This is a genomic window from Duganella sp. 1411 (assembly GCF_017833525.1).
In the GTDB taxonomy this organism is placed as follows: Bacteria; Pseudomonadota; Gammaproteobacteria; order Burkholderiales; family Burkholderiaceae_D; genus Rugamonas.
In genome coordinates this window covers 826,531-849,379 of the sequence record NZ_JAFICD010000002.1, presented here as the reverse complement: position 1 = coordinate 849,379, position 22,849 = coordinate 826,531, and the positions used below count along the sequence as shown (strand labels likewise).

Below are 22,849 nucleotides of genomic sequence, written 5' to 3'. Positions count from 1 at the left end.
CTGGGCGGTCTGACATTGGTTGGCTGTTCGTGCGTGTGGAACCAGGCTTCGGTGGCAGGGCCGCCCTGTAGGTCGGCAAATTCGTGAGCGACGATTTATTCAACTTAAAGATTACTATGACCAAGAAACGTTATTGGTGGCCGCTCGCCCTGGACGATGGCCTGGAAGCGCTGCTCGCGGCCCACACCGCCGCCTTGTCCCGGCGCCAGGACGCGCTGGACCTGGAGCTGGCCGACAGCGCCGACCGCAAGCTGGTCGAGTTTCTCGCCAAGCCGGTGCACGCGATCATCGCGCGCGACGGCTTGCCCTATCTTGGACACGTCTTTGTCGGCTGGGGCAACGCCACCGTCGATGGCCATCCCTTGCTCGACCGCGTGGCCTCGTTCGTCCACCAGGACCAGCACGGCAAGCCGTACATCTACCAGTGCCATTCCGAGGGCGACTACCATCCATGGCAGACCTACGCCTACACCATGATGGCCGGCATTTCGCCCGACGCCCGGATCGGCACGTCGCCGTTCACGCTGCGCGAGGTCGCTGAAAACTCGACCGTCATCAGGACCTCGGCGATGCACGACCTGGGGCATCTGATGTACGCCTTCGCCGCCATGAAATTGCCGGCCACCATGACGTTCACCTTCGACGGCAAGCCGCTGACCTTGCCGGAACTGGTCGAGCACGCCATTCACGCCCACCACTTCGGCCCGTTCTACGTGTGCCGCAAGTTCCATCTGACCGAAGGCTTGTGCGCCATCGCCGCCGCCTATCCGGAGCTGGCCGGGTATAAAGAGGTCGCGCAGAAATTCCTCGATGGCCAGTTGGACGTGATGCTGACGTTTTCCTTGTTGCTCAGCCAGATCGAGGCGGTCGCCGCCGGCGACATGGCCATGGCCGACAGCCAGATCCCGGCCCTGCGCAAGGCCATGCTGATCGGCACGCTGATGGAAAACCATATCTATTCGGCCGGCCATGTCATCGAGCTGGCCGCGCTGAGCCTGCGCATGGGCTACCAGTTGACGCCGGCCCATATCGGCGCCATCCACCACATCCTCAACCATTTGAACGGCTGCGTGGTGCGCTCGCTGGACCGGTTCGCGCCGATGGCCGCGTTCCTGCCCATGGGCCACTACCGCCGCGCGCTGACGCTGTACCGCGCGCTGTCGGCGGTGCCGTCCGAGCGGTGGGGGGACAACGCCCTGCTGACCGGCTACCAGGCCAATTTCGACGCGTGCGCCGAGCTGGTGTGCGATGCCGCCCGCGGTCCGGTCGACGCGCTGTACACGATCGCCGCCCATGCCCCCAAAATCCGGCCGTTCTTCCAATCGGTGCTTGATGAATTTTCCCAGGGAAACTCCACCGGCATGACGCTGTACGGCGGCTTCAATCATTTCCGCCGGCTCCATCCGGACACCTGGCCGCGCCAGGTGCATTTCGAGTTCCTCGACTATGCCGACCGGGTGGGCGTCGAGCTGCATTTCGAAAATCCGGACCTGCTGCCTTTGATGGACGCGGTGTCGGCGCACCTGCCCGACTTGCAGGCGAAGTTCGCCGGGGTGCAGGTCGACGGCTTGCGGCGCACCGACCGCAGCGAGGCGAAAATCAGGCTGTACCTCACCGAGGCGCACGGGCCGGTGGCGATTTCCCGCTTCATGCACGAATTCGTCGATTACATGCAGCCCATCGTGAGCGCTGAAATGAACAATCCGGCGCACGGCATCGTGCGCACCCGTTCGGATATCCATCTCAACTGACCCGGCTTTGCCGTTTGAACAGGAACCATCCTTGCCTGCATCTTCCTCCTTCACCATGGCCGCCTGCGGGCTGGGCTCGCACGACTGGCCCAGCGTCAGCCGGACCGCGCGCTTTTACCTGGAGGCGCTGACGGCCATGGGGGCCCGGGTGCTGCACACGGCCGACGGCGGCTGGCCGCGGCAAGCCATCGATATCGGCATCAATTTCTCGGGCGGGGACGGCTGGGAGCGCGCCGCCGGCCCGCGCGATTTTCCGCTGATGTTCGCGATGCATGGCGGCTGCGTGCTCGACGCCGGTTTTTTGCGCGGCGCGCTCCCGCGCCTGACCACGCACGACGCGCTGATCGTCAATTGCCAGTCCGACGCCGACATCTTGCGCGCCATGTGCGGCCAGGCCGAGCCGCTGTTGGAGATCCTGCCGCTGCCGGTCGACACCACGCTGTTCACGCCGGAGGGCAGGGCGGCGGCGCGCGCGCAACTGGGCTTGGGCGCCGACACGTTTTGCGTCGGCATCGTGGCCAGGCTGCTGCCCCAGAAAAACATCCATGGCGCGCTGGAGCTGGTCGCCGAGCTGATCGCGCGTAATCCCGGGCGCGATGTGCGGGTCGTCATCGTCGGCAACTTCTGGATCGATTACAAGATTTTGCGCTTCGACGACCAGCCGTATTCGGCCCGGCTGCGGGCGCTGATCGAGCGCCATGGCTTGACGCAGCGCGTCAGTTACTTGCCGGCCAAGCTGTCGGACCAGGAACTGGCCGCCGCCTACCGGTCGTTCGACGTGCTGTTGCACCCGACCAACTCGATCGACGAAAATTTCGGCTACGCGCCGGTCGAGGCGATGGCCAGCGGCGTGCCGGTGGTCGGCTGCGCGTATGGCGGCCTGAAGGAGACGGTGCGCGACGGCGTCACCGGCTTCCTGGCGCCGACCTGGCTCAGCTACGGCGGCCTGCGCGAAGACCGCGGCGCGCTGCTGCGCGGGCTGGAACAGCTGCTGCGCTCGGCGACGGCGGCGCGCGCGATGTCGGCGCAGGCGCGCCGCCACGCGCTGGCGCACTACGGCACGGCGCGCGCCGCGGCGACGCTGCAGGCGAGCGTGCGGCGCTGCCTGGCGCGGCGCGACGGCGCGCCGCCGCGGGCGCTGGCGACCACGGCGGCGGCCGACATGTCGGCCTACGACCGCTTCCTGGCGCCCCGGCACGACCGCTTGTCGGACTACGCGGCGTCGATCCTGCGCTACGTCAGCCACGCTTGCCCCCGGGTCGCGCCGGGCATGGCGCTGCGGGCCTACGCCGGCTACGCGGACGACGGCGTCGCCGTCACGCTGGACAACCCGGCGTGGCCGGCGCGCTACCCGCTCAGCGCGCGCCAGCGCGACATCCTGCGCCGGGCCGGGACCGGGCGGGCGGTGGAACAGCTGGCCGGCGGCGGCGCCCAAGAGCTCGACGACATGCTGGAGCTGGGCCTGCTGGTGCCATGCGCGGCGGCGGACCGATGAGCGGCGTCGACAGCGGCCGCGCGCCGTCGGTCTCGGTCATCATCTGCTGGCGCGACCGCCTGGAACTGGGCCGCACGCTGCGGGAGAACCTGCCGCTGCTGCGCGCGCGCGACGTAGAGATCGTGGTCGTCAATTACGGCGGCCAGGCGGCGCCGCTGGACGCGCTGCTGGCCGAATCGGGCGCCGCCGTGCGCCTGGTCGAGGTGCGGGCCGAGGCCTTCAACAAGTCGCGCGCGCTCAACATCGGCATCCATTTCGCACGCGGCGACTACGTGCTGCTGCTCGACGCCGACGTCATCCTGCGCGAGTTCGATTTCGAGCGCGCCATCGCGCTGGTCGACGACGGGGCCTGGGTCACGTTGAAAAAAGTGGTCGAGTCGGAGGCGCGCGCGCGCCCGCCCGGCCGGCTCGCCCAATTCGCCAGCTGCTTCGAACTGGTGCTGGACGACGGGCGCGGCGTCCGCGTCGAGACCAAGCGCAGCTACCTGGGCGAGGGCGCCCGCTCGTGCGCCGGCATCATGCTGCTCAAGCGCGCCGACGTCATACGGATCGGCGGGTTCCACTCCGGGCTGGAAGGCTGGGGCTGGGAGGATATCGATCTGCACGTGCGTTTGAGCCTGGTGCTGCAGCGGCGGCATGCCGAGCTCGGCGAGGGCGTCCACCTCAGCCATGGAGACGAGCGCCGTTCTTACGTCGGCGCCAGCCCGGACGCCAACAACCACCGCAACCAGCAACGCTGCCTGCAGCGCTATAACGCCGGCGATTTCGCCGGAACCTATCTTGCCGATACGCAGGCGTTCGATTTCACGCACGTGGCGGCCACATGAGGAACCAGGCATGGCATTGATCTTGCGTCCGCTGCCGCTGTCGGTGCTCGACCTGGTGCCGGTGCGCATCGGGCAGTCGCTGGCCCAGTCGTTGCGCGATGTGGCGCGGCTGGCGCAAGGCGCCGAACGGCTCGGCTACCGGCGCTACTGGCTCGCCGAGCACCACAACGCGGCCGCCTTCGCCAGCGCCGCCACCGCCGTGCTGATGGGGTATGCGGCCGGGGCCACCTCGTCGATTCGCATCGGCGCGGGCGGCGTCATGCTGCCCAACCACGCCCCGCTGATGGTGGCCGAGCAATTCGGCACGCTGGCATTGCTGTATCCCGAGCGCATCGACCTCGGCGTCGGCCGCGCCAGTGGCGCGGACCCGGCCGCCGGCGCCCACCTGGCGCGCGGCGCCGCGCAAGGGGGCGCGGCGTTCTCCGCCATGCTGGGCGAGCTGGTCGATTTCCTCGCCGAGCCGTCGCCGCGCCAGGCCGTGCGCGCCGTGCCGGGGGCCGGCCTGGCGTTGCCGGTATGGATACTCGGCGCCAGCGCGGCCAGCGCCGCGTTCGCGGCCTCGCGCGGCATGCCGTTCGTGTTCGGCGGCCACCTCAAGGCGGCCGGCGCGGCGCAGGCCTTGCAAACCTACCGCCGAGAATTTCGTGCCGCCGCCGGCGGCGCCGGCCCGCGCGCCTTGCTCAGCGTGAACCTGATCGCCGCCGATTCCGACGCCGAGGCGGCCCGCTTGGGCCGTTCGCGCAAGGCGCGGCTGCGCGACATGCTGCTGGGCCGTCCGCGGCCGCTGTTCGCGCCCGAGCAGGCCGGCGCCGACGACCTTGACGGCGAGTTGCGCGGGCAGCTGGCGGCCGCCGGCGGCATCGCCATCGAGGGCGGCGCCGCCACCATCGCCGCGCAACTGGACGCGCTGATCGCCGATTGCCAGCCGGACGAACTGCTGCTGCACACGGAGATCCACGACTTCGAGGCGCGCCTGCGATCCTATGCCATCGCCGCGCGCGTCTTCGGGCACGCGTGAGGCGGCACGCCTTGCCACTATTTTATGGAATCAAAGAATGAAGATCAGTAACCCCGCCCGGCTTGACCACATGATCGGGCTGGCGCGCGCGCAGGGCTGCCCGCTGTATCTGCTGGTGATCGCGACCAAGCCCTGTTACATCAAGCTGGCCTCGCTGGTGCACGAGCTGCGCCGGCGCCAGGTGCCGGCGCTGGTCATCGACGCCGGCCACCACTACGACGCCGTGCTCACCAGCGCGGCCCAGGACTTCGACTATGTCGACGAAATCGACGTGTTCCTGGAGATCCGCGGCAGCATCCTCGGGCGCACGGCCAACCTCGCCACGCAGGCCGAGGCCTTGCACGAGCATTTGAGCGGCAAGTGCGGCAGCGTGCGCCCGGTGCCGGTGGTCTCGGGCGACACGTCCACCTCCGGCACCTTCCCGGTGTTCTGGTATCTGCAAAGCGGGATCCGCTCGATCCACGTCGAGGCGGGCCTGCGCAGCCTGACGCCGTTCGCCCCCGGCCAGAATATCGACCTGCCATCGGTGCTGGGGCAGGCGCGCGCCGCGTGGCGCGGCGCGCCCGATGAACCGTTCCCCGAACAGGTCGACTCCCGCTTGACGTCGGTGGCGTCGTCGCTGTTGCTGGCGCCGGTAGGGCGCAACCGCGACAACCTGGTGGCCGAAGGCTACGCGCCGGCGGCGATCCGGCTGTGCGGCTCGCTGAGCGCCGACGCCGTCCAATACGGCAGGGCGCGCGCGGCGGGCGGCCAGCTCGACGCGCTGTATCCCGAACTGCGGCGGCGGCGCTGGTTGCGCGTCGACCTGCACCGGCGCGAGAACATGGCGCCGCGGCGGCTCGACGCCGTGGTCGAGGCGCTGTGCGCGCTGGCGTCGCAGGGGATGCCGGTGATCTTCATCCTGACCAATCAATTCAACTTCGCCGAGCGCCGCCATCCCGAACTACGGTTCAAGCAGCGCTTGCTGGCCAGCGGCGTGCATTGCCACGACATGTGGCCATCCTACCTGGACGTGCTGGGTTTCCTGGCCTCGCCCCAGTGCCTGGCGATTTATACCGACAGTGGCGGTTTGCAGGAGGAGGCCAACATTCTGGGCGTGCCCTGCATGACCTGCCGCTATTCGACGGACCGTCCGGAAACCATTTTGGACGTCGGCACCAACCTGCTGATTCCGCCGAGCGAGCAGCGGCTGGTGTATCAGAGCATTTTGCATTGCATCGAACGGGGTGCCGACACGCTGTGGCGCGACCTTGGCCACAACCTGTACGGCAGCGACGTGGCCGTCAAGATCGTCGATCATTTGATCGACACCGTGGCGCTGCAGTAGGCGGCCCGGCCGCTGTTTTCCGTGCAACGCCTTTCCTTAGGACCGATCAAGATGAATAGAGTGCCGAAATATGTGTCGCCGCCGCTGCTGGCGCTGCTCGCCTTGTGCGGGCGGCTGCAGGCGGCGGAGCAGGGCCCGGCCGCCCCGGCGCCGGCCGCGCCGGTCCAGGCCGCGCCGGCCAGCGACGCGGCCGCCGCCGACCAGCCGATGGCCACGGTGGAGGTCAACGCCACGCTGACGGACGGGCGCCGCGAGTCGGTGGCGATGGCGCGCTCGATCGGCGCGGCCGAGCTGACCCGCTTCGGCGACGCGAGCGTGCTCGACGTGCTGCGCCGCCAACCCGGCATCGTCGTCAACGGCGTGCCCGGCAGGAAAGGCGGCGAGATCGGCATGCGCGGCCTGGGGGCCGGCTATGTGCGCCTGCTGGTCAACGGCGAGACGGCGCCGCCGAATTTTTCCCTGGATAATTTATCGCCCGACATGGTCGATCGCATCGACATCCTGCCGGTGCCCAGCGCCGAGCTGGGCATGCAGGCGATCGCCGGCACCATCAATATCCTGTTGAAAAAGACCGGCAGCAAGCGCCAGCGGCAAATGAACGCCGGACTGAACCAGGACCAGGGACGGGTCAAGCCGTTCGCGTCGGCGACATTGGGCGACACCCAGGGCAAGCTGGCGTGGCTGGTGACGGGCTCGGTGCGGCGGCAGAACGGCGACGAGCACAACCTGACCGACACCGAGGGCGTGGAAGCGGACGGCGGCGCGCTGTCGCGCATCCTGAGGCAATACAACCACGACCGCGGCTGGAGCGCCAGCCTGGCGCCGCGGGCGACCTGGAAATTCGACGCCGACGAGTCGCTCGGCGTGCAAGGCTTCATCAGCAAAACCCGTTACGACAGCAACGGCTTCGACGCCACCACCTTCGTGCGGGGGCCGGCCACCGGGTTCGCCAACGACACCTATGCCAGCCAGGGCGAGAACAGCACCGCCCGCGCCAATCTGAACTGGCTGCGCAAGCTGGGCCAGGCCAGCCGCCTGGAGCTCAAGCTGGGCGGCACCACGTCGCGCAAGCGCAGCGGCAGCCAGATCGATTTTTACGACGAGGGCCGGGTCCAGAACTTGCGCGCCGACGCCGACAGCGATGGCCGGCTGGCCTCGGTCAAGCTCAACACTACGCTGTCGGCGCGCCACGCGCTCGTCAGCGGCGCCGAGTTCCAGCGCGACGGCAGCGACGAAACGCGCGTCAACCTGATCGACGCGGTCGACCAGCTGGGCGGGACGGGATCGGCGTTCCACGTCCGCATCAAGCGTTACGCCGCGTACGCGCAAGACGAGTGGGAAGTGAGCGGCAACTGGTCGATGACGCTGGGCCTGCGCTGGGAGCAGGTGGACCTGTTGAGCGCCAGCAATGCCGGCGTGAACGTCGAAACCACGCAGAAGGTGTTGAGTCCGGTCGTGCAAAACCGCTGGCGCGTGCCCGGGTCCAAGGATCAATTCAGGCTGGGGCTGGCGCGCACCTGGCGCATGCCCGACACGGCCAGCCTGATCGCCGGGCGCACGCTGTCGAACGTGAACACGGTGACCACGCCGGACACCACCGGCAATCCGAACCTGAAACCGGAGACGGCGCTGGGCCTGGACGCGGCGTACGAGCACTACCTCGCCGGCGACGGCATGTTCAGCGCCAACGTCTTCGCGCGGCGCATCGCCGATTACAGCGTGGTGCAGGAGAGCCTGGTGGACGGGCGCTGGGTGGCGGCGCCGCGCAACGTCGGCCGCGCCTTTTCGCGCGGGATCGAGCTGGAGGGCAAGCTGAAGCTGTCGCAACTGGTCGCCGGCATGCCCGCGGTCGATCTGCGCGCCAACCTGACGCGCGTCTGGTCCACGGTCGACGCCGTGCCGGGGCCGGACAACCGGATCGGCCGCCAGGCGCCGTTGTCGGCCAACGTCGGCCTCGACTACGCCTTGCGCGGGCTGCCGTTGACGGCCGGCGCCAGCCTGGGCTATGTGAAGAACGGCACCGTGCGGCTGAGCCCCTATCAGCGGGCCTACGACGCCAATGTGCGCACGCTCGACGTCTATGCGCTGTGGAAGATCGATGCCGCGACGCGGTTGCGGCTGGGCGCCTCCAACGTGCTGCACCAGGACGCGGTCAAGGCCACCAGCTTCTCGAGCGACCAATTGACGCAGCGGCGCACCACCGTCTCGCCGACCAACGTGGTCGCCAAAATCACCCTGGAAATCAAATACTAGACGATGGCGGGCTTATATCGCGAACAGGCGCGCAGCGCGCGCCGCAGCCGGCACTACGGCCAGATGTTGCACCTGCGGCCCTACGCGTTCAAGGGCGCGCTGGCGGCGGCCGGCCTGGCGCTGGCGGCGCTGCTGGCCATGCTGTTCCTGGCCGACGCTCCGGCGGCGGCGCGCATCGGGCCGGCGGCGGTGGCCGCCGCCGGCGACGGCGACGGCGTGCTGGTGGCGCTGGCGCATGCCGATCCCGGCTTGCGCGCCGGGCAGCGCGCCACGCTGATCGTCGACGCCGCCGGCGCGCCGGCGCGCCAGCTGCAGGTCACCATCGCCGCCGTGCGCCCGGGCGCGGACGGCGGCGCCCAGTTGCGGCTGCGGATGGTTTCCGGCGAGCGCAGCCTGGGCGCGTGGATGCTGGCGCGCTGGCGGCAGCAGGGCGGCCAGCAGGGCGGCCAGCAGCGATGAGGCTGGGGCGTTTTTTGCGCGCGAACAGGCGGCGGGCGCCACGGCTGATCCTGCAGTCGGAGGCGGCCGAGTGCGGCATCAGCTGCCTGGCGATGGTGGCCGGCAGCCACGGTTACGAGATCGACCTCGGTTCGCTGCGGCGGCGGTTTTCCCCGTCGGCCAAGGGTTCGCGGCTGCCGGAGCTGATGGATATCGCCGAGCATCTGCAACTGTCGGCGCGCGCCGTCAAACTCAATCTGGCGGCGCTGGACCTGCTGGTGACGCCGGCCATCCTGCATTGGGACTTCAACCATTTCGTGGTGTTGGCCAGGGTCGAGGCCGGCCGGGTGGAAATTCTCGACCCCGCCCGCGGCCGCTACTGGCTGTCGATGGCGGAAGCGTCGGAGCATTTCACCGGCATCGCCCTCGAACTGCGGCCGCTGGCGCGGTTCGCGCCGCAAAGCGCCGTCCGCACGGTCCGCTTCAGGGAGCTGCTGGGCAAGATGCCCTCGATGGGCAAGCATGTGCTGCAGGTCGTGGGCTTGTCGGTCGCGCTCGAAATGCTCGGCGTGCTGACCCCGCTGTTCGTGCAGTGGGTGGTCGACCACGCCATCGTCACGCGCGACAAGGCGCTGGTGGTCCAGCTGGGGCAGGCGTTTTTCCTGCTGTTGCTGGCGCAGGTGCTGATGTCGGCATCGCGCTCCTGGCTCATGACCTATTTGGGAACGCACGTCAACCTGCGCCTGGGCGGCAACCTGTTTCATCACCTGATGCGCCTGCCGATCGAGTTTTTCGAGCGGCGCCACCTGGGCGATATCGTCTCCCGCTTCGACTCGTTGAACACCATCCAGCGCACGCTGACCAGCGGCTTTCTGGCGGCCATCCTGGACGGCGCCATGACGGTCATCACGCTGTCGATGATGTTCTACACCAACGCCCGGCTGTCGCTGATCGTGGTGGGCGCGGCGCTGGTCTACGTCGCGTTGCGGGTGGCGCTGTACCGGACCTACCGCGCGGCGTCGCAGGAACAAATCGTGTGCGCGGCCAGGCAGCAAAGCCACTTCCTGGAATCGGTGCGCGGCATCCAGAGCGTCAAGCTGTTCGGACAGGAACAGGCGCGCGAGGAATCGTGGCTCAACCACGCGGTGGCCACGTCCAACGCCGGTTTGCGCACGCAGCGCGCCACCTTGTTTTACCAGATGGCCAATACGCTGTTGTTCGGCGCGGAAAACATCCTGGTGGTGGTGGTCGGCGCGCAAGCGGTTATCGACGCCGATTTTTCCGTCGGCATGTTGTTCGCCTTTATCGCCTACAAGCTGCAGTTCGTCGCCCGGCTGGGCAGCCTGGTGGAAAAGGTCGCCGACTACGCCATGCTGAGCCTGCATCGCGAGCGGGTCGGCGACATCGCCCTGAGCCCGGCCGAACAGGTCGACGGCGGCACCCGCGCGCCGGCCACGCCGTGGGCGCCCACGATCGAATTGGTCAACGTCGCTTACCGCTATTCGCCGGCCGAGCCGCCGGTGTTTAGCGGCGTCAACTTGCGCATCGAGGCGGGCGAGTTCGTGGCCATCACCGGCCCCTCCGGCTGCGGCAAGACCACGCTGGTGAAGGTGATGCTGGGATTGCTGCAACCGGACCAGGGCGAGGTGTTGATCGACGGCATACCCTTGCGCGAACTGGGCTTGAAAACCTGGCGTGCAGCGATCGGCTCGGTGATGCAGGAAGACAAGCTGTTTGCCGGCTCGATCGCCGACAACATCCATTTTTTCAGCGACGGCGCCGACCACGCCGAGGTGGTGCGGGCCGCCAGGATGGCCGACATCCACGACGACATCGAGCGCATGCCGATGGGATATGAAACGCTGATCGGCGACATGGGCGGCCTGGTGTCGGGCGGACAGCGGCAACGCATCCTGATCGCGCGCGCCCTGTACCGGCGCCCGCGGCTGCTTTTCCTGGACGAGGCCACCAGCCATTTGGACGGCCAGCGCGAGCGCGCCGTCAACGCGGCGATACAGGCCATGTCGCTGACCAGGATCGTGGTCGCCCACCGCGCCGAAACCATCCGGATGGCGGCGCGCGAAATCCGTTTTCCGCTGTGACGGCGGCCATGGCGCGGCCTTGGGGAGGACCATGAAAGTACTGATACTGGCCGGTGGAACGGGAACACGGCTGCGCGCGCGCGTGCCCGACTTGCCCAAACCGATGGCGCCGATCGGCGGGCGGCCGTTTCTGGCCTATTTGCTCGACCACCTCGCGGCGGCGGGATTTGTCGACGTCACCTTGTCGGTCGGCTACATGGCGGCCGCGATACGGGAGTATTTCGGCGCCGGCTACCGTGGCGTGCGCCTGTCGTACAGCGAGGAGGCCAGCGCCCTGGGCACCGGCGGCGCCATCCGCCAGGCCCTGGCCGGCAGCGGGGACACCCCGTATCTGGTGATGAACGGCGACACCCTGGCCGACATCGACTACCGCGCGTTGATCGAGCGCCAGCGCGCCCGACCCGGCCACCTGGCGATCGCGCTGCGCCGGGTGGACGACTGCGCGCGGTACGGCGCGGCGACGGTGCGCGACCAGGTGCTGACCGGCTTTAGCGAAAAAGGCGGGACCGGCCCGGGCTTGGTCAACACCGGCAACTACATCGTCACCGAGCGGCACCTGCTGGCGGCGCCACCGTCGCCGTTCTCGTTCGAAACCGACTTCCTCCAGCCGCACTGCGGCGTGTTGCTGCCCGGCGTGGTCATCTCGGACGGCTATTTCATCGACATCGGCATACCGGCCGACTTCGACCGCGCCCAGTCGCAGATACCGTTGTGGGCCGCCGCCAGGGGCGACTAGCCGCGCTCACGGCGGCGGCGCGGTGATGCGCGCGTCGCAGGATCGGCATAGCTCGTTGAACGAGGTTTCGATGGCGTCGATATGGGCCTTGGACACCCATAATTGATCGAGCGGCGTCTCGATGAGGTTGCCGAACCTGTATTTCATCTGGTAGTCGTCGCAGCACAAAAACAGGTCGCCGGACGAGTTGATGTGTATCCAGCCATATATCCTAGCGCCGGGAACGATCCTGGTGTGCGCGCAGCCGACCACCGGCCGCGACGACTTGGGCGGTTCGACGAACGCGCCGTGCTTGGACAGCAGGCCGGCCCGGTTGGACAGGCTGTCGAGGGCGCGGATATTAAATCTCGGAAACTCGTGCTTGAACTGCAGGGAAATCTTGTCCGCCTCGCTTTTGGACGTCAGGATGCCCGCCGCGCCCAGCGAGGCCGCCTGCAGGTCGGTCACCGAATTGATTTGTATCGACAGCGGCAAGTCGGTTTGATCGTGCACGTAGCGCAGGTTGCGCATCAGGTTTTGATGCAGCCGGACGTGCATGCCGGCTTTTTTCGACCAATCCTGGGGCTCGAAGGCGGGGATGTTCAGTAAAACGGATTTGGCGACGTCGTGGTAGCGGGTCAGGATGTCGGCTTTTTCCGGCGTCAGCGGCGTGCCGTTGGACAGCAGGCTGGTGGTCATGCCATGGGTGCGGAACGCCGCCAGTATCCCCTCCAGATCCTTGTGCAGCAAGGCCTCGTTGTAATGGCAGGTGTACATCAGTTTCATGTCCGGGCTGACATGGGCCGATTCGCGCAGGCGGCGCAGGATGGTGTTGGCGTCGGCCACCGACACTTGATGCTGAAACGCCTTCGGATTGTCTTCGTATTTGACGGGGCAATACCAGCATTTCGCGTTGCATTTTCCATTCAGGTCGAACTGGCCGACGCGGATGGGCGTAGTGCTGAGCATTTCTTCGATGACTGCGCGGATGGTCATGTCTTGCGTTCTTTCGGCGATGTTGCAAAGGCGAGTGGCGCAAGGTGTTCAGCCGAGGCGGGTGATTACTGTAGCATAAACCGCAACGCTGTCAAATTTAAAACAATGCCGGCCGGTCACGGGGGCTGCGTCCCACGCTGGCGTCGCATCCTGCCCGGATCGCGTAGCATAGCGCCGCAAATGGAGGGGAAATTATGCAAGGTGTTCATATCCGTCTGTCGTGCGCGCTCAACGCGGGATTGCTGGCCGGCGTGCTGCTGGCCAGCGCCTGGCCGGCCATGGCGCAACGCGCGGCGCCGGCGCGCCACAGCGGCGCCGCCACGCCGCACGAGATGTTCGGCCCCCTGTTCGAGGCGGTGCAGGCGGCGCGCATCTATCCCGACGCCAAAACCTTCGCCGACGCCGTCGCGAAAGAAGATCCGCAAACCATCCTCGCGCGGTACCGGCGCGAACAGCCCGCCGACGGCGCCGCGCTGAAAGCCTTCGTCGAGCGCCACTTTTCGCTGCCGGCGCCGGCCACCGTCACGCTGCGCCAGCACATCGCCTCGCTGTGGCCGGTGCTGACGCGTCCGCCGCTCGATCCGCCCCGATGGTCGTCGGCGCTGGCGCTGCCGGCCAATTACGTGGTCCCCGGCGGGCGTTTCCGCGAGATTTATTATTGGGATTCCTACTTCACGATGCTGGGCCTGAAGGCCGATCACCGCGGCGACCTGGTCGATTCGATGATCGTCGATTTTAAAAGCTTGATCGAGCGCTACGGCTTCATTCCGAACGGCACCCGCAGCTATTATCTGAGCCGTTCGCAACCGCCGTTCTTCGCCGCGATGACCCAGATCAAGCCGCTGGGCGACCGCGCCGATGACGCCGGCGTGCTGGCCGCCCTCAAGACCGAGCACGCGTTCTGGATGCGCGGCAGCGGATGTTTGCCGAAGACCGGCGCCGGCGCCTGCGAGCGGGTGGCGCGCCTGGCCGATGGCACGCTGCTGAACCGCTACTGGGACGCCAAGGACACGCCGCGCGACGAAGCCCTGGGCGAGGACGCGGCCACCGCGCGCGAGGCCCGGCGTGCCGCGCCCGAGGTCTACCGCGACCTGCGCGCGGCGGCCGAGAGCGGCTGGGACTTCTCGTCGCGCTGGCTGGACGATCCCGCGCGCCTGGCCACCATCCACACCACCACGGTCATTCCGGTCGACCTCAACAGCCTGATGTACCAGCTGGAAGGGGAGATCGAACGACGCTGCAAGGCCGCCGGCGACAGCGCCTGCGCGGCGCAATTCCGGCGCGCGAAGGCTGCGCGGGCGGCCGCCGTGCAAAAATATCTGTGGCTGGCGGCCGAACAGCGGTACGCGGACTTCGACCTGCGCGACAACGCGCCGACCAAGGTGCGCAGCGCCGCCACGCTGTATCCGCTGTGGGTGGGCATGGCGACGCAGGCGCAGGCCGACGCCGTCGCCGCCGCCACCAAAACCGGGCTGCTGGCGGAAGGCGGCCTGCGCACGACGCTGGTGCGCACCGGCCAGCAGTGGGATGCGCCGAACGGCTGGGCGCCGCTGCAATGGATCGCCGTCGACGGCCTGGCCCGCTACGGCCACAAGGAGCTCGCCCACGAGATCGCCCGCCGCTGGGTCGGCACCGTGGGCCGCACCTGGGCCGAGACCGGCAAGCTGCTGGAAAAGTACGACGTCGAGGAGCGCAAGAGCGGCGGCGGTGGCGAGTATCCCACCCAGGACGGCTTCGGCTGGACCAACGGCGTCACCAGCGCGCTGCTGGAGCGCTATCCCGACCTGAACTGAGCCGGCGGCGCTATTTACCGTCGCCGCAGCACTTCTTGTACTTCTTGCCGCTGCCGCAAGGGCAGGGATCGTTGCGGCCGACCTTGACGGTCTTGACCGGCTCCGGATGGCAGTAGGCGTTGATCTGGATGACCGACCGCGTGACGGCGCGCTCCCAGTCGTCGCCTTCGCGCTGCAACGGCGCCAGCCATTCCGGATGGGCGGCCCGCAGCGGCGCCCAGCCTTCGGCGTCGAGCCGCATGCCGGTCTCGAAGCCTTCGGTCCACGCCTGCGCGCTCCAGGCGCCGCCGCATTCGTAGATCGGCTCGAAGCTGCCCGGGTCCTGCTCCATCCATTTGCGCATGTATTCGAAGTGGCGCAGCACCAGCCCGGTCGCCGCTTCGGTGCCGGCCGCGTCGCCGCCCCAGACCTTGGGCAGCCACACCGCCTGCGCCACCGGACGCGGGCCGACCACCAGCGCGGTCAGCAAGCCTTCCAGCCCGGAGACGTCCATCGCCTGCTCGCCGAGGTCTTGCAGCAGGTCGTCAAGCTGGTCGTATTCTTCGTCGCTGAGGGGTGTGGTGAGCATGGTGTGAAGGCGTTGGCTGCGGGAACCGACATTCTACCTGCTAGCGACGAACTCAAACAGGCGAGCAATTTTATTGAATTCGCAATATGATGCGTGCCAACACTAACTCATTCTGTATTCCAAGGAGTCGACATGAAAGTACGCACCATCCTGGCCGCCGCCGGCCTGAGCATCGCCACCCTGGGCGCCACCGCCGCCGCGCCCGACGCCGCGCAAGTCAAGGCCGCGCATGATCTGCTGCAGTCGATGCAGGCGGAAAAGCTGCTGCGCATGACCGCCGGCATGAGCAAATTCCCCAGCCCGGCCCAGCGCGAGCTGACCATGGCCAAGGTGGAAAAGCTGACGCCGGAGATGGTCTATACCCGCCTGTCGGCGCCGGTGTCGCGCCTGGTCAGCGCCGAGACGGCCGCCGAGATGACGCGCTACTACCAGTCCAGCTATGGCCAGAAGCTGCTCAAGGAAACCTATAACGGCGCGCCGCGCATGTACGCGGCCGATCCGACGCCGACCCCGGCCGAAAAGGCCGAGCTGAAAAAGCCGGCCTTCGTCAAAGCCAACCAGGAATTCAAGGCGGCCGAGCCGGCCATCCGCCACGAGGTGTTCGTGCTGCTGACCGAGATTAATAAAGGCAAATAAGTTTCGTTGCAAATTGAAAATTATTAAAAAATAAAGCATACTAAGTCCATAACTTTTTAAGGACTGCCGATGCTGAAGAAATTAGTTCTGGTGCTGGCGTTGTCGCCGCTGCTTGCCCACGCGGTCGATTTGCCGACCTATCCCTTCATCCACGTCGGGGGCGAGGGATTCATCATGGCGGCGCCGGACATGGGCGAGATCGACTTCGACGTCAGCGCGTTCGACGCCGATCCGGCCGCCGCCGTGGCGGTGATCCAGGCCCGCGTCGAAGAGATCCGCGCGCTGCTGACCGAGCAGTCCGGCCCGCCGGAGGGCGACAGCGCGGCCGCCATCGAGGTGCAGGACATGCGCAAGGAGATGCGCAAATCCGCCAACCCGGACGCCAACGCGCCGCCGGACTACGATATCCGCAGCGCCGTGCACATCGTCGTGCGCGACCTGACCAAATGGCGTCCCATCATGCTGGCCTTGCTGCAGAAGCCGAACATCGATCATATGTCGACCACCTTCGGCAAGAGCGACCGGCTCAAGGTCGAGCAGGAGTTGACCGCCGCCGCCATCAAGGACGCGCTGCGCCGCGCCGATGCCATGGCGGCCGGCGTCGGCAAGAAGGTGGGGGCGGTCACCGCCATGTCGTCGGGCCAGCTGCGCAACCTGACCAAGGCCGTCGGCCTGATGCCGAGCGATTACTACAACACCGAAGGCCGCGCGCAGGGCCAGACCGCCGACAAGGATTTTCTGTCGGTGACGGTGCTGCGCTGGACGCAGACGGTGGACATGATCGTCCGCATCAAATAACAGCGGCGTGGGCTTGCGACGGCCTGCGTGCGCTGCCGCACGCAGCGCGCCAATGCGGCGCTTGTGAATCCCGGCTTGTGCCCGATCTACCTGTGGAACCCACTGAGGAGGACAGAGCCATGACCGACATCGACCACGCCGTGCCGCGGCGCGCCCATTCGACACCCGACCCCGAGGTGCCGCCGCCGCAACCGGAAAAAGATCCGCCGCCCGACAACATGCCGCTGCCGGACCAGGCGCCGATCGAGGAGCCGACGCCCAAGGCGCCGCCGATCAAGACGTAGGCGGGACAGTGCGCCGGGCGGCGACCCGACAGGGCGGGGTCGTACCCGGTGGGGTACGACCCCTGCATGCCGGCGTGCGGGGTTAAGCCAGGGCCGCTTGGGGCTCCGGTCAAAGGTGCTAAGCGCGCGGCGGCTGCTTTGGCTTGCGGGGCTCGCCGTCGTGCGGCAGCGGCGGTATGCTTTTGATGGCCTCGTCGGTTTCCTTTTGACCGGGCGAGCGCTCGCCGCTGCCGATGTCGGCCTCGTCGAGCATGTGGCCGGCTTCCGCGGCGTGTTCGTCGCGGTGGGTTTTGGCAGGTTGATTCATAGCGGACTCCGTGAGTGACTGAACATTCATGCTAGCAGTTTGCCGCGCGGACCGGCGCGCGCTGGAGGCAGTGAGAATTGGTGACTATCGTTGCTCGATGGATACAAATTTATATGTTTGTGTTCAACGTCACACTGCCGTCATGAAACTGTTCCTATAATTTAGTCATGTCATCGTTTTTCGTTCACGGAGAGCATCATGGGCAATTCCTTACACAACAAAATCTACCTCGGTCGTCGTCGTAGTGTCGCGTTGAGCGCGAAGCGTGTGCAAGCCCTGATTTGCATCGCCGCCTTTGCCAGCATCGGGCTGGTGTGGCTGGCGATCCGGGCGCTGTAAGCAGTCGTCCGCCATTTTGAGGTGGGGCGCGCGTTTCGCCGCGAACGCGCTGGCGGCGCATTTTCTTGCCGTCATCCCGCCGGGCGCGTACCATGAGGGCCGCAGCAGTCTCTTATGGAAAAAATGGCAATGAAGAACGAGAAATTAACGCAGGACGAGTACAACGCGCTGGACGAGGTCAAACGCGGTATCAAGGGCGAGCGCGTCAGCGCTTGCGTCGGCCGCAACACCAAGCGCCTGGCCGGCATCAAACTATTCAGCATCGCCAAGAACGGCCGCATCTCGCTCACCGACAAGGGGGAGGAAGTCTTGTTCCTGCGCCGTTGCATCCTGGGCCTGCGCGCCATCGAGGCCGATCCGGCCAGCCCGATCGATGCCGACGTGGCCATGTTCCTCGGCAAAAAATCCCATATCGTGCCGCGCGCCGAAGGCGGCTTCGACATCAGCGACAAAGGCCGCGCCTCCTTGGCCGATATCACCAACCAAGGTTTGTGATCGAAAAAACGCTCCGCCGGAGCGTTTTTTTTGTTGTAATGTGCTAACAAACGAGCAACCCGCGTAAAGAGAGCGCGCCCCCCCGTGATGAGAGTCGATACCCTGCGGAAGTTCCGGAAGCTGTATGGCGTGCTGGTGGCCGCCGTCGCCGTCGTGTTGTTGATCGTGCTGCTGGGGATAGGCCATGTGCTCAACCAGAGCCGGCTGCGCTACTACGCCGCCGCCGACGAGACCTCGCGCAACCTCGCCATCACGCTGGAGAAATTCCTCAACTCCCATTTCCTCGAGGTGGACCTGGCGATGCGCCGCGCCGGCGTCGAGTTCCAGGCCATGCACGCGGCCGGCCATTTCGACGACCAGAAGTTCAGCGCCTACCTGCGCTCGCTCAAGGAGCGCATCCCGCAGGCCGACGCCGTGCGCGGCGCCGACGCCGCCGGCCGCGTGATCTACGGCGAACGGATCGACCTGGCCAAGCCGCAGGACTTGAGCATCCGCGAATTCTTCCAGCGCGCCAAGACCGAACAGGAGCTCATCATCGGCCTGCCGGCGCGCTCGCGCATCAGCGACGAGTGGGTGCTGCCGCTGGCCTTTCCGCTGACCCTGCCCGACGGCGGCTTCGGCGGCACCGCCTACGTGCTCATCAACAGCACCCGGCTGACCACCGCGTTCGCCGCGCTCAACATCGGCGAGCACGGCGCCATCGTGCTGCTGGATAACCGCAAGCGGGTGCTGCACCGCTATCCGGAGGCCGAGGATATGCTGTTCGGCACCACCATCAAGGTCAACGCCATCACCCAGCGCATCATGGACGGCGAACTGGACCGGGGCACCTACACCGTCGTCAGCCCGCGCGACAAGCGCGAGCGCACCTTGAGCGTGTCGCGCATCGGCGCCTACCCGGTGTACGTGGTGGTGGGGCTGGCCAGCGACGATTTCCTGGCGCCGTGGCGCAAGGAGGTGCGCAACGCCGCCATCTTCGCCACAGTGCTGCTGGTGCTGGCCGCGGCGTTGCTGATGAGCGTGCGCTTCGGCCTGCGCAAGCAGTTCCAGTCGGTCGAGCAACTGATGGAAAACAAGCAGGCGCTGCAGGATTTGTTGACGCAGCTGACGGCGTCCGAATCGCGCTGGCGCTCGCTCACCGAGGGCTTGCCGCAGATGGTGTGGACCGCCACGCCGGAGCTGCGCGTCGATTTCCTCAGCCACCACTGGGAGGAGTTCAGCGGCATCCCGCCCGAGCGGATGATGGGCGACGACAACTGGGCCAGCGTGATCCACCCGGACGACATCGCGGCGATGACGGCGGCGTGGCGCCACGCCAGCACCTACGGCAGCGAGTTCCGCTGCGACTGCCGCATGCGCCGGCGCGACGGCGCCTGGCGCGTGTTCGACAACCACGCGCTGCCGCAGAAGGACGACCACGGCGTCGTGCTGAGCTGGGTCGGCAGCAGCACCGACCGCACCGAATCGCGCGCCTCGCGCCTGGCGCTGCAGCGGGCCAAGGAGGAGGCGGTACAGGCCGGGCGCGCCAAATCGGAATTCGTCGCCAACATGAGCCACGAGATCCGCTCGCCGATGAACGCCGTGCTGGGCATGCTGCAACTGCTGCAGCAGACCGAGATGAGCGAGCGCCAGCAGGATTACACGGCCAAGGCCCACTCGGCCGCCAGCGCCTTGCTGGGGCTGCTCAACGACATCCTCGACTTTTCCAAGGTGGAGGCGGGCAAGCTGGCGCTGGACCCGCACCCGTTCCGGCTCGACAAACTGTGGCGCGACCTGGCCGTGATCCTGTCGGCCAACGTCGGCAGCAAGAACATCGAGGTGCTGTTCCGCATCGATCCGGCGCTGCCGGACCTGATCGTCGGCGACGGCCTGCGCCTGCAGCAGATCCTGCTCAACCTGGCGGGCAACGCCATCAAATTCACCGAGCGCGGCGAGGTCGTGCTGTCGGCCAATCTGCTGGCGCGCGACGGCGACCGGCTGTCGATCGGCTTCGCCATCCGCGACACCGGCATCGGCATCTCGGAGGCGCAGTGCCGGCACATCTTCGACGGCTTCTCGCAGGCCGAGGCGTCGACCGCGCGGCGCTACGGCGGCACCGGGCTGGGCCTGGCGATCAGCCAGCGGCTGGTGGCGCTGATGGGCGGCACGCTCGGCGTCGACAGCACGCCGGGCAAGGGCAGCGTGTTCGACTTCACCATCGAGTGCGAGGCGCCGCCGCAACCGGCGCGCCAAGCCGAGGCGGCGGCGCCGGTCGACGCGCTGATGCGCGGCCTGCGCTGCCTGGTGGTCGACGACAATCCGGTCGCGCGCGTGGTGCTGAGCGAAATGGCCGGCTCGTTCGGCTGGCAGGTCGACCTGGCCGCCAGCGGCCACGAGGCGCTGGCGGCCGTGGCCGGGCAGGTGGCCGGCCAGCGCGCCTACGACGTCGTGTTCATCGACTGGCGCATGCCGGCGCTCGACGGCTGGGAGACCAGCTGCCGGATCCGCAAGCTGGCGCCGTCGGGCAAGATGCCGCTGATCGTCATGGTCACCGCGCACGACCGCGAGCTGCTGGCGCAGCAGCACGAGGACTTGTCGCCGGTGCTGGACGGCTTTGTCGTCAAGCCGGTCACCGCCTCGATGCTGTTCGACGCCGTGGCCGACGCGCGCATGGAACGGCGCACGCCGCTGACCTTGGTGTCGGTGCCGTCGAAGCAGCGGCTGGCCGGTTTGCGGCTGCTGCTGGTGGACGACAACCCGGCCAACCAGCAGGTGGCCAGCGAGCTGCTGAGCAATGACGGCGCGCGCGTCGAGGTGGTCGGTTCGGGGCCGTACGCGATCGAGGCCGTCTCGCGCGGCGGGCCGCTGCCGGATCTGATCCTGATGGACATCCAGATGCCGGAGATGGACGGCTACGAGGCGACGCGGGCGATCCAGCGCTTGCTGGGGGAGGGGGCGCCGCCGATCGTCGCCATGACGGCCAACGCCATGGCCGCCGACCGCGTGGCCGCGCTGGACGCCGGCATGGTCGACCACGTCGGCAAGCCGTTCGACCTGGCGCAACTGATCGACGTCATCCTCAAGCATGTGGGGCGCGCGCCGGCGCCGGCGGACATGGGGCGGGCGCCCGCCGGCGATGCCGTCGCGCCGGTCGCCGCCGACAGCGGCGCCATGCCGCTGCCCGAGGCGGGATTGAACAGCGTCGCCGCGCTCAAGCGCATGGGCGGCTTGCAGCCGATTTATTTGATGACGCTGCGCAGTTTCGCGGTGGAGTCGGTCAAGCTGGCCGCGCAGCTGCGCGAGGCGCGCGCGGCCGGCGATGCGCAGGCGGCGCTGGCGCCGCTGCACACGCTCAAGGGCCTGGCCGGGACGGTGGGGGCGGAGCGCATGGCCGCGCTGGCGCAGCTGGCGGAGACGGCGTTGAAGGAGGGCGCGTCCGCGCGCGCGTGGGACCAGCTGGCGCTGGTGCTCGATGCCGGACCGGGGCTGCTCGGCGATATCGAGCAGGTGTTGCGTAGGGCGGATTAGGCGGAACGCCGTAATCGGCCATCGATGAGCCGCCGATGACGCACGCATTGGCCGATTACGCTCCGCTGATCCGCCCTACGAGAAGAGCAAACTATTTTTATAATCAACTAGGGAGCAAACAATGGAAAAACCAATGACGTGGTCGGCCCACGAACTGAGCATGACCGTGCTGATGACGCCGGACATGGCCAACTTTTCCGGCAACGTGCACGGCGGCACCATCCTCAAGTATCTGGACAGCGTCGCCTACGCCTGCGCCAGCCGCTATTCGGGCAGCTACGTGGTCACCCTGTCGGTCGACCAGGTGATGTTCCTGCAGCCGATCCACGTGGGCGAGCTGGTCACGTTCCTGGCGTCGATCAACTACACCGGCCGCACGTCGATGGAAGTGGGCATCCGCGTGGTGACCGAGAACATCCAGCAGCGCCTGGTGCGCCACGCCAACAGCTGCTATTTCACGATGGTGGCGGTCGACGCCGGCCGCAAGCCGGTCGAAGTGCCGGCGCTGGTGCCGGAGTCCGACGAGCAAAAGCAGCGCTGGCAGCAGGCGCTGCTGCGCAAGCAGTCGCGCCAGATGGTGCACGATGGCGCGCGCAAGGGCTGACAGCGGAAGCGCCCGATGCGCCGCTTAACAAGCGTCTTGGCTCTGCTGGCGGCCTTCGCGTCGCCGGCCTCCGCTTGCTTTTTAATCACGAGCAACAGGGAATTCGAACCAGCCGCGCCCAAGACCTTCAACTGGGACAAAGCCAAAGTGAGTTCCGCGCTGCCCGCGCCGGCGTTGAAGGTCGAGCGTCTGGACCGCTTGCCCTATATCCCGACCGATTACCGTGAGCGGCTCGACGCCTGCCGCTCGGGCAAAGTCAGCGTGCGTATCCACTGGCCTCGGGCGGCCAAGGCAAAACTTGACCAGATCGGCTTCCGGTTCAAGATGCTGACCAAGGACAGCGGGCTTGCAGTGGAAAACATGCCCGTCACAGGCGTGCGGGAAGGCGATTCGATGCGCTTCGATTTCTTGCTGTTCGAGTCCCCCTACGTGACGAACAAACCACTGGTGATGAAAATGGAGGTCTACGCAGTCAACGCGAAAAGGCAGCGTGGACCGGGGAGCGTGCTTGTATTGCGGGCGCCGATCGCGCGGCCTGCCGAGAAGTAGCATTGAGTGCACTTGCTGAGACTTGACCTGGCGTGTACTGTCTGATG

Annotated in this window: 21 protein-coding genes; 18 read left to right on the top strand and 3 right to left on the bottom strand. The window is 67.3% G+C overall.

All coding sequences use genetic code 11. The annotated features are described in order from the left end of the window. The first annotated feature begins 116 nt into the window (after nt 1-116). The 9 genes from JOD97_RS15380 to JOD97_RS15340 are packed head-to-tail and all read left to right on the top strand — an operon-like array spanning nt 117 to nt 11,947. Complete coding sequence (locus JOD97_RS15380; protein WP_209719320.1) at nt 117-1,751, top strand: hypothetical protein; 1,635 nt, start codon at nt 117-119, stop codon at nt 1,749-1,751. Nucleotides 1,752-1,782: 31 nt separating this feature from the next. Then, nucleotides 1,783-3,246, top strand: coding sequence for a glycosyltransferase family 4 protein (locus JOD97_RS15375; protein ID WP_209719317.1), 1,464 nt, complete (start codon nt 1,783-1,785; stop codon nt 3,244-3,246). Next, nucleotides 3,243-4,073: a glycosyltransferase family 2 protein gene (locus tag JOD97_RS15370; protein ID WP_209719313.1), complete on the top strand. Its 831-nt coding sequence runs from the start codon at nt 3,243-3,245 to the stop codon at nt 4,071-4,073. Before JOD97_RS15375 ends, JOD97_RS15370 begins: the two co-directional genes overlap by 4 nt. A gap of 10 nt (nt 4,074-4,083) precedes the next feature. Next, nucleotides 4,084-5,091, top strand: coding sequence for an MsnO8 family LLM class oxidoreductase (locus tag JOD97_RS15365; protein ID WP_209719310.1), 1,008 nt, complete (start codon nt 4,084-4,086; stop codon nt 5,089-5,091). Nucleotides 5,092-5,128: 37 nt separating this feature from the next. Beyond that, nucleotides 5,129-6,418 (top strand): UDP-N-acetylglucosamine 2-epimerase, encoded by a 1,290-nt coding sequence (locus JOD97_RS15360; protein ID WP_209719307.1) that lies wholly within the window; start codon nt 5,129-5,131, stop codon nt 6,416-6,418. 51 nt (nt 6,419-6,469) lie between these two features. Further along, nucleotides 6,470-8,671, top strand: coding sequence for a TonB-dependent siderophore receptor (locus JOD97_RS15355; protein ID WP_209719303.1), 2,202 nt, complete (start codon nt 6,470-6,472; stop codon nt 8,669-8,671). A 3-nt stretch (nt 8,672-8,674) separates the two neighbouring features. Next, the gene (locus tag JOD97_RS15350) at nt 8,675-9,130 is read left to right on the top strand and encodes a hypothetical protein (protein ID WP_209719301.1); all 456 of its coding nucleotides are present in this window, start codon (nt 8,675-8,677) and stop codon (nt 9,128-9,130) included. 14 nt (nt 9,131-9,144) lie between these two features. Then, nucleotides 9,145-11,211 (top strand): peptidase domain-containing ABC transporter, encoded by a 2,067-nt coding sequence (locus tag JOD97_RS15345; protein WP_229264463.1) that lies wholly within the window; start codon nt 9,145-9,147, stop codon nt 11,209-11,211. A 31-nt stretch (nt 11,212-11,242) separates the two neighbouring features. Then, the gene (locus JOD97_RS15340; RefSeq protein ID WP_209719295.1) at nt 11,243-11,947 is read left to right on the top strand and encodes a nucleotidyltransferase family protein; all 705 of its coding nucleotides are present in this window, start codon (nt 11,243-11,245) and stop codon (nt 11,945-11,947) included. A gap of 6 nt (nt 11,948-11,953) precedes the next feature. Here JOD97_RS15340 and JOD97_RS15335 read toward each other — a convergent pair whose 3' ends face one another. Further along, nucleotides 11,954-12,922 carry a radical SAM/SPASM domain-containing protein gene (locus JOD97_RS15335; protein WP_209719292.1) on the bottom strand — a complete coding sequence of 323 codons (969 nt, stop codon included), beginning with the start codon at nt 12,920-12,922 and terminating at the stop codon, nt 11,954-11,956. Nucleotides 12,923-13,116: 194 nt separating this feature from the next. Here JOD97_RS15335 and treA point away from each other — a divergent pair, with 194 nt between their 5' ends. Next, a complete protein-coding gene (treA, locus tag JOD97_RS15330; protein ID WP_209719289.1) occupies nt 13,117-14,715 on the top strand; it encodes an alpha,alpha-trehalase TreA in 1,599 nt (532 codons plus the stop codon). A 10-nt stretch (nt 14,716-14,725) separates the two neighbouring features. On the opposite strand, the gene JOD97_RS15325 is transcribed toward treA, so the two are convergent. Then, nucleotides 14,726-15,283, bottom strand: a complete 558-nt coding sequence (locus JOD97_RS15325) for a UPF0149 family protein (RefSeq protein WP_209719286.1) — start codon at nt 15,281-15,283, stop codon at nt 14,726-14,728. A 132-nt stretch (nt 15,284-15,415) separates the two neighbouring features. On the opposite strand from JOD97_RS15325, the gene JOD97_RS15320 reads away from it, so the two are divergent. The 3 genes from JOD97_RS15320 (at nt 15,416) to JOD97_RS15310 (ending at nt 17,001) form a co-directional block, all read left to right on the top strand. After that, on the top strand, nt 15,416-15,919 hold the full coding sequence (locus tag JOD97_RS15320) for a hypothetical protein (RefSeq protein WP_209719283.1): 504 nt from the start codon (nt 15,416-15,418) through the stop codon (nt 15,917-15,919). A gap of 69 nt (nt 15,920-15,988) precedes the next feature. Beyond that, entirely contained in the window at nt 15,989-16,717 is a 729-nt protein-coding gene (locus JOD97_RS15315; protein ID WP_209719280.1) for an SIMPL domain-containing protein, read from the top strand. A 119-nt stretch (nt 16,718-16,836) separates the two neighbouring features. Further along, on the top strand, nt 16,837-17,001 hold the full coding sequence (locus JOD97_RS15310) for a hypothetical protein (protein WP_209720549.1): 165 nt from the start codon (nt 16,837-16,839) through the stop codon (nt 16,999-17,001). A gap of 118 nt (nt 17,002-17,119) precedes the next feature. On the opposite strand, the gene JOD97_RS15305 is transcribed toward JOD97_RS15310, so the two are convergent. Then, nucleotides 17,120-17,308 (bottom strand): hypothetical protein, encoded by a 189-nt coding sequence (locus JOD97_RS15305; RefSeq protein ID WP_209720546.1) that lies wholly within the window; start codon nt 17,306-17,308, stop codon nt 17,120-17,122. Between the two features lie 198 nt (nt 17,309-17,506). Between JOD97_RS15305 and JOD97_RS15300 the strand changes: the two genes are divergently transcribed. The 5 genes from JOD97_RS15300 (at nt 17,507) to JOD97_RS15280 (ending at nt 22,802) form a co-directional block, all read left to right on the top strand. Continuing rightward, on the top strand, nt 17,507-17,647 hold the full coding sequence (locus tag JOD97_RS15300; RefSeq protein WP_209719277.1) for a hypothetical protein: 141 nt from the start codon (nt 17,507-17,509) through the stop codon (nt 17,645-17,647). A gap of 129 nt (nt 17,648-17,776) precedes the next feature. Next, a complete protein-coding gene (locus JOD97_RS15295; RefSeq protein WP_209720455.1) occupies nt 17,777-18,142 on the top strand; it encodes a hypothetical protein in 366 nt (121 codons plus the stop codon). Nucleotides 18,143-18,229: 87 nt separating this feature from the next. Further along, nucleotides 18,230-21,649: a response regulator gene (locus tag JOD97_RS15290; RefSeq protein WP_209719274.1), complete on the top strand. Its 3,420-nt coding sequence runs from the start codon at nt 18,230-18,232 to the stop codon at nt 21,647-21,649. Between the two features lie 121 nt (nt 21,650-21,770). Continuing rightward, nucleotides 21,771-22,253 carry an acyl-CoA thioesterase gene (locus JOD97_RS15285; protein ID WP_229264462.1) on the top strand — a complete coding sequence of 161 codons (483 nt, stop codon included), beginning with the start codon at nt 21,771-21,773 and terminating at the stop codon, nt 22,251-22,253. 15 nt (nt 22,254-22,268) lie between these two features. After that, nucleotides 22,269-22,802 carry a hypothetical protein gene (locus tag JOD97_RS15280; protein ID WP_209719271.1) on the top strand — a complete coding sequence of 178 codons (534 nt, stop codon included), beginning with the start codon at nt 22,269-22,271 and terminating at the stop codon, nt 22,800-22,802. Nucleotides 22,803-22,849 lie beyond the last annotated feature (47 nt).

Coding starts and splice junctions, on each gene's coding strand:
- JOD97_RS15380 (WP_209719320.1), top strand. CDS start 117: ATGACCAAGAAACGTTATTGGTGGCCGCTCGCCCTGGACGATGGCCTG.
- JOD97_RS15370 (WP_209719313.1), top strand. CDS start 3,243: ATGAGCGGCGTCGACAGCGGCCGCGCGCCGTCGGTCTCGGTCATCATC.
- JOD97_RS15365 (WP_209719310.1), top strand. CDS start 4,084: ATGGCATTGATCTTGCGTCCGCTGCCGCTGTCGGTGCTCGACCTGGTG.
- JOD97_RS15360 (WP_209719307.1), top strand. CDS start 5,129: ATGAAGATCAGTAACCCCGCCCGGCTTGACCACATGATCGGGCTGGCG.
- JOD97_RS15355 (WP_209719303.1), top strand. CDS start 6,470: ATGAATAGAGTGCCGAAATATGTGTCGCCGCCGCTGCTGGCGCTGCTC.
- JOD97_RS15350 (WP_209719301.1), top strand. CDS start 8,675: ATGGCGGGCTTATATCGCGAACAGGCGCGCAGCGCGCGCCGCAGCCGG.
- JOD97_RS15340 (WP_209719295.1), top strand. CDS start 11,243: ATGAAAGTACTGATACTGGCCGGTGGAACGGGAACACGGCTGCGCGCG.
- JOD97_RS15335 (WP_209719292.1), bottom strand. CDS start 12,922: ATGACCATCCGCGCAGTCATCGAAGAAATGCTCAGCACTACGCCCATC.
- treA (WP_209719289.1), top strand. CDS start 13,117: ATGCAAGGTGTTCATATCCGTCTGTCGTGCGCGCTCAACGCGGGATTG.
- JOD97_RS15325 (WP_209719286.1), bottom strand. CDS start 15,283: ATGCTCACCACACCCCTCAGCGACGAAGAATACGACCAGCTTGACGAC.
- JOD97_RS15320 (WP_209719283.1), top strand. CDS start 15,416: ATGAAAGTACGCACCATCCTGGCCGCCGCCGGCCTGAGCATCGCCACC.
- JOD97_RS15315 (WP_209719280.1), top strand. CDS start 15,989: ATGCTGAAGAAATTAGTTCTGGTGCTGGCGTTGTCGCCGCTGCTTGCC.
- JOD97_RS15310 (WP_209720549.1), top strand. CDS start 16,837: ATGACCGACATCGACCACGCCGTGCCGCGGCGCGCCCATTCGACACCC.
- JOD97_RS15305 (WP_209720546.1), bottom strand. CDS start 17,308: ATGAATCAACCTGCCAAAACCCACCGCGACGAACACGCCGCGGAAGCC.
- JOD97_RS15300 (WP_209719277.1), top strand. CDS start 17,507: ATGGGCAATTCCTTACACAACAAAATCTACCTCGGTCGTCGTCGTAGT.
- JOD97_RS15295 (WP_209720455.1), top strand. CDS start 17,777: ATGAAGAACGAGAAATTAACGCAGGACGAGTACAACGCGCTGGACGAG.
- JOD97_RS15290 (WP_209719274.1), top strand. CDS start 18,230: ATGAGAGTCGATACCCTGCGGAAGTTCCGGAAGCTGTATGGCGTGCTG.
- JOD97_RS15285 (WP_229264462.1), top strand. CDS start 21,771: ATGGAAAAACCAATGACGTGGTCGGCCCACGAACTGAGCATGACCGTG.
- JOD97_RS15280 (WP_209719271.1), top strand. CDS start 22,269: ATGCGCCGCTTAACAAGCGTCTTGGCTCTGCTGGCGGCCTTCGCGTCG.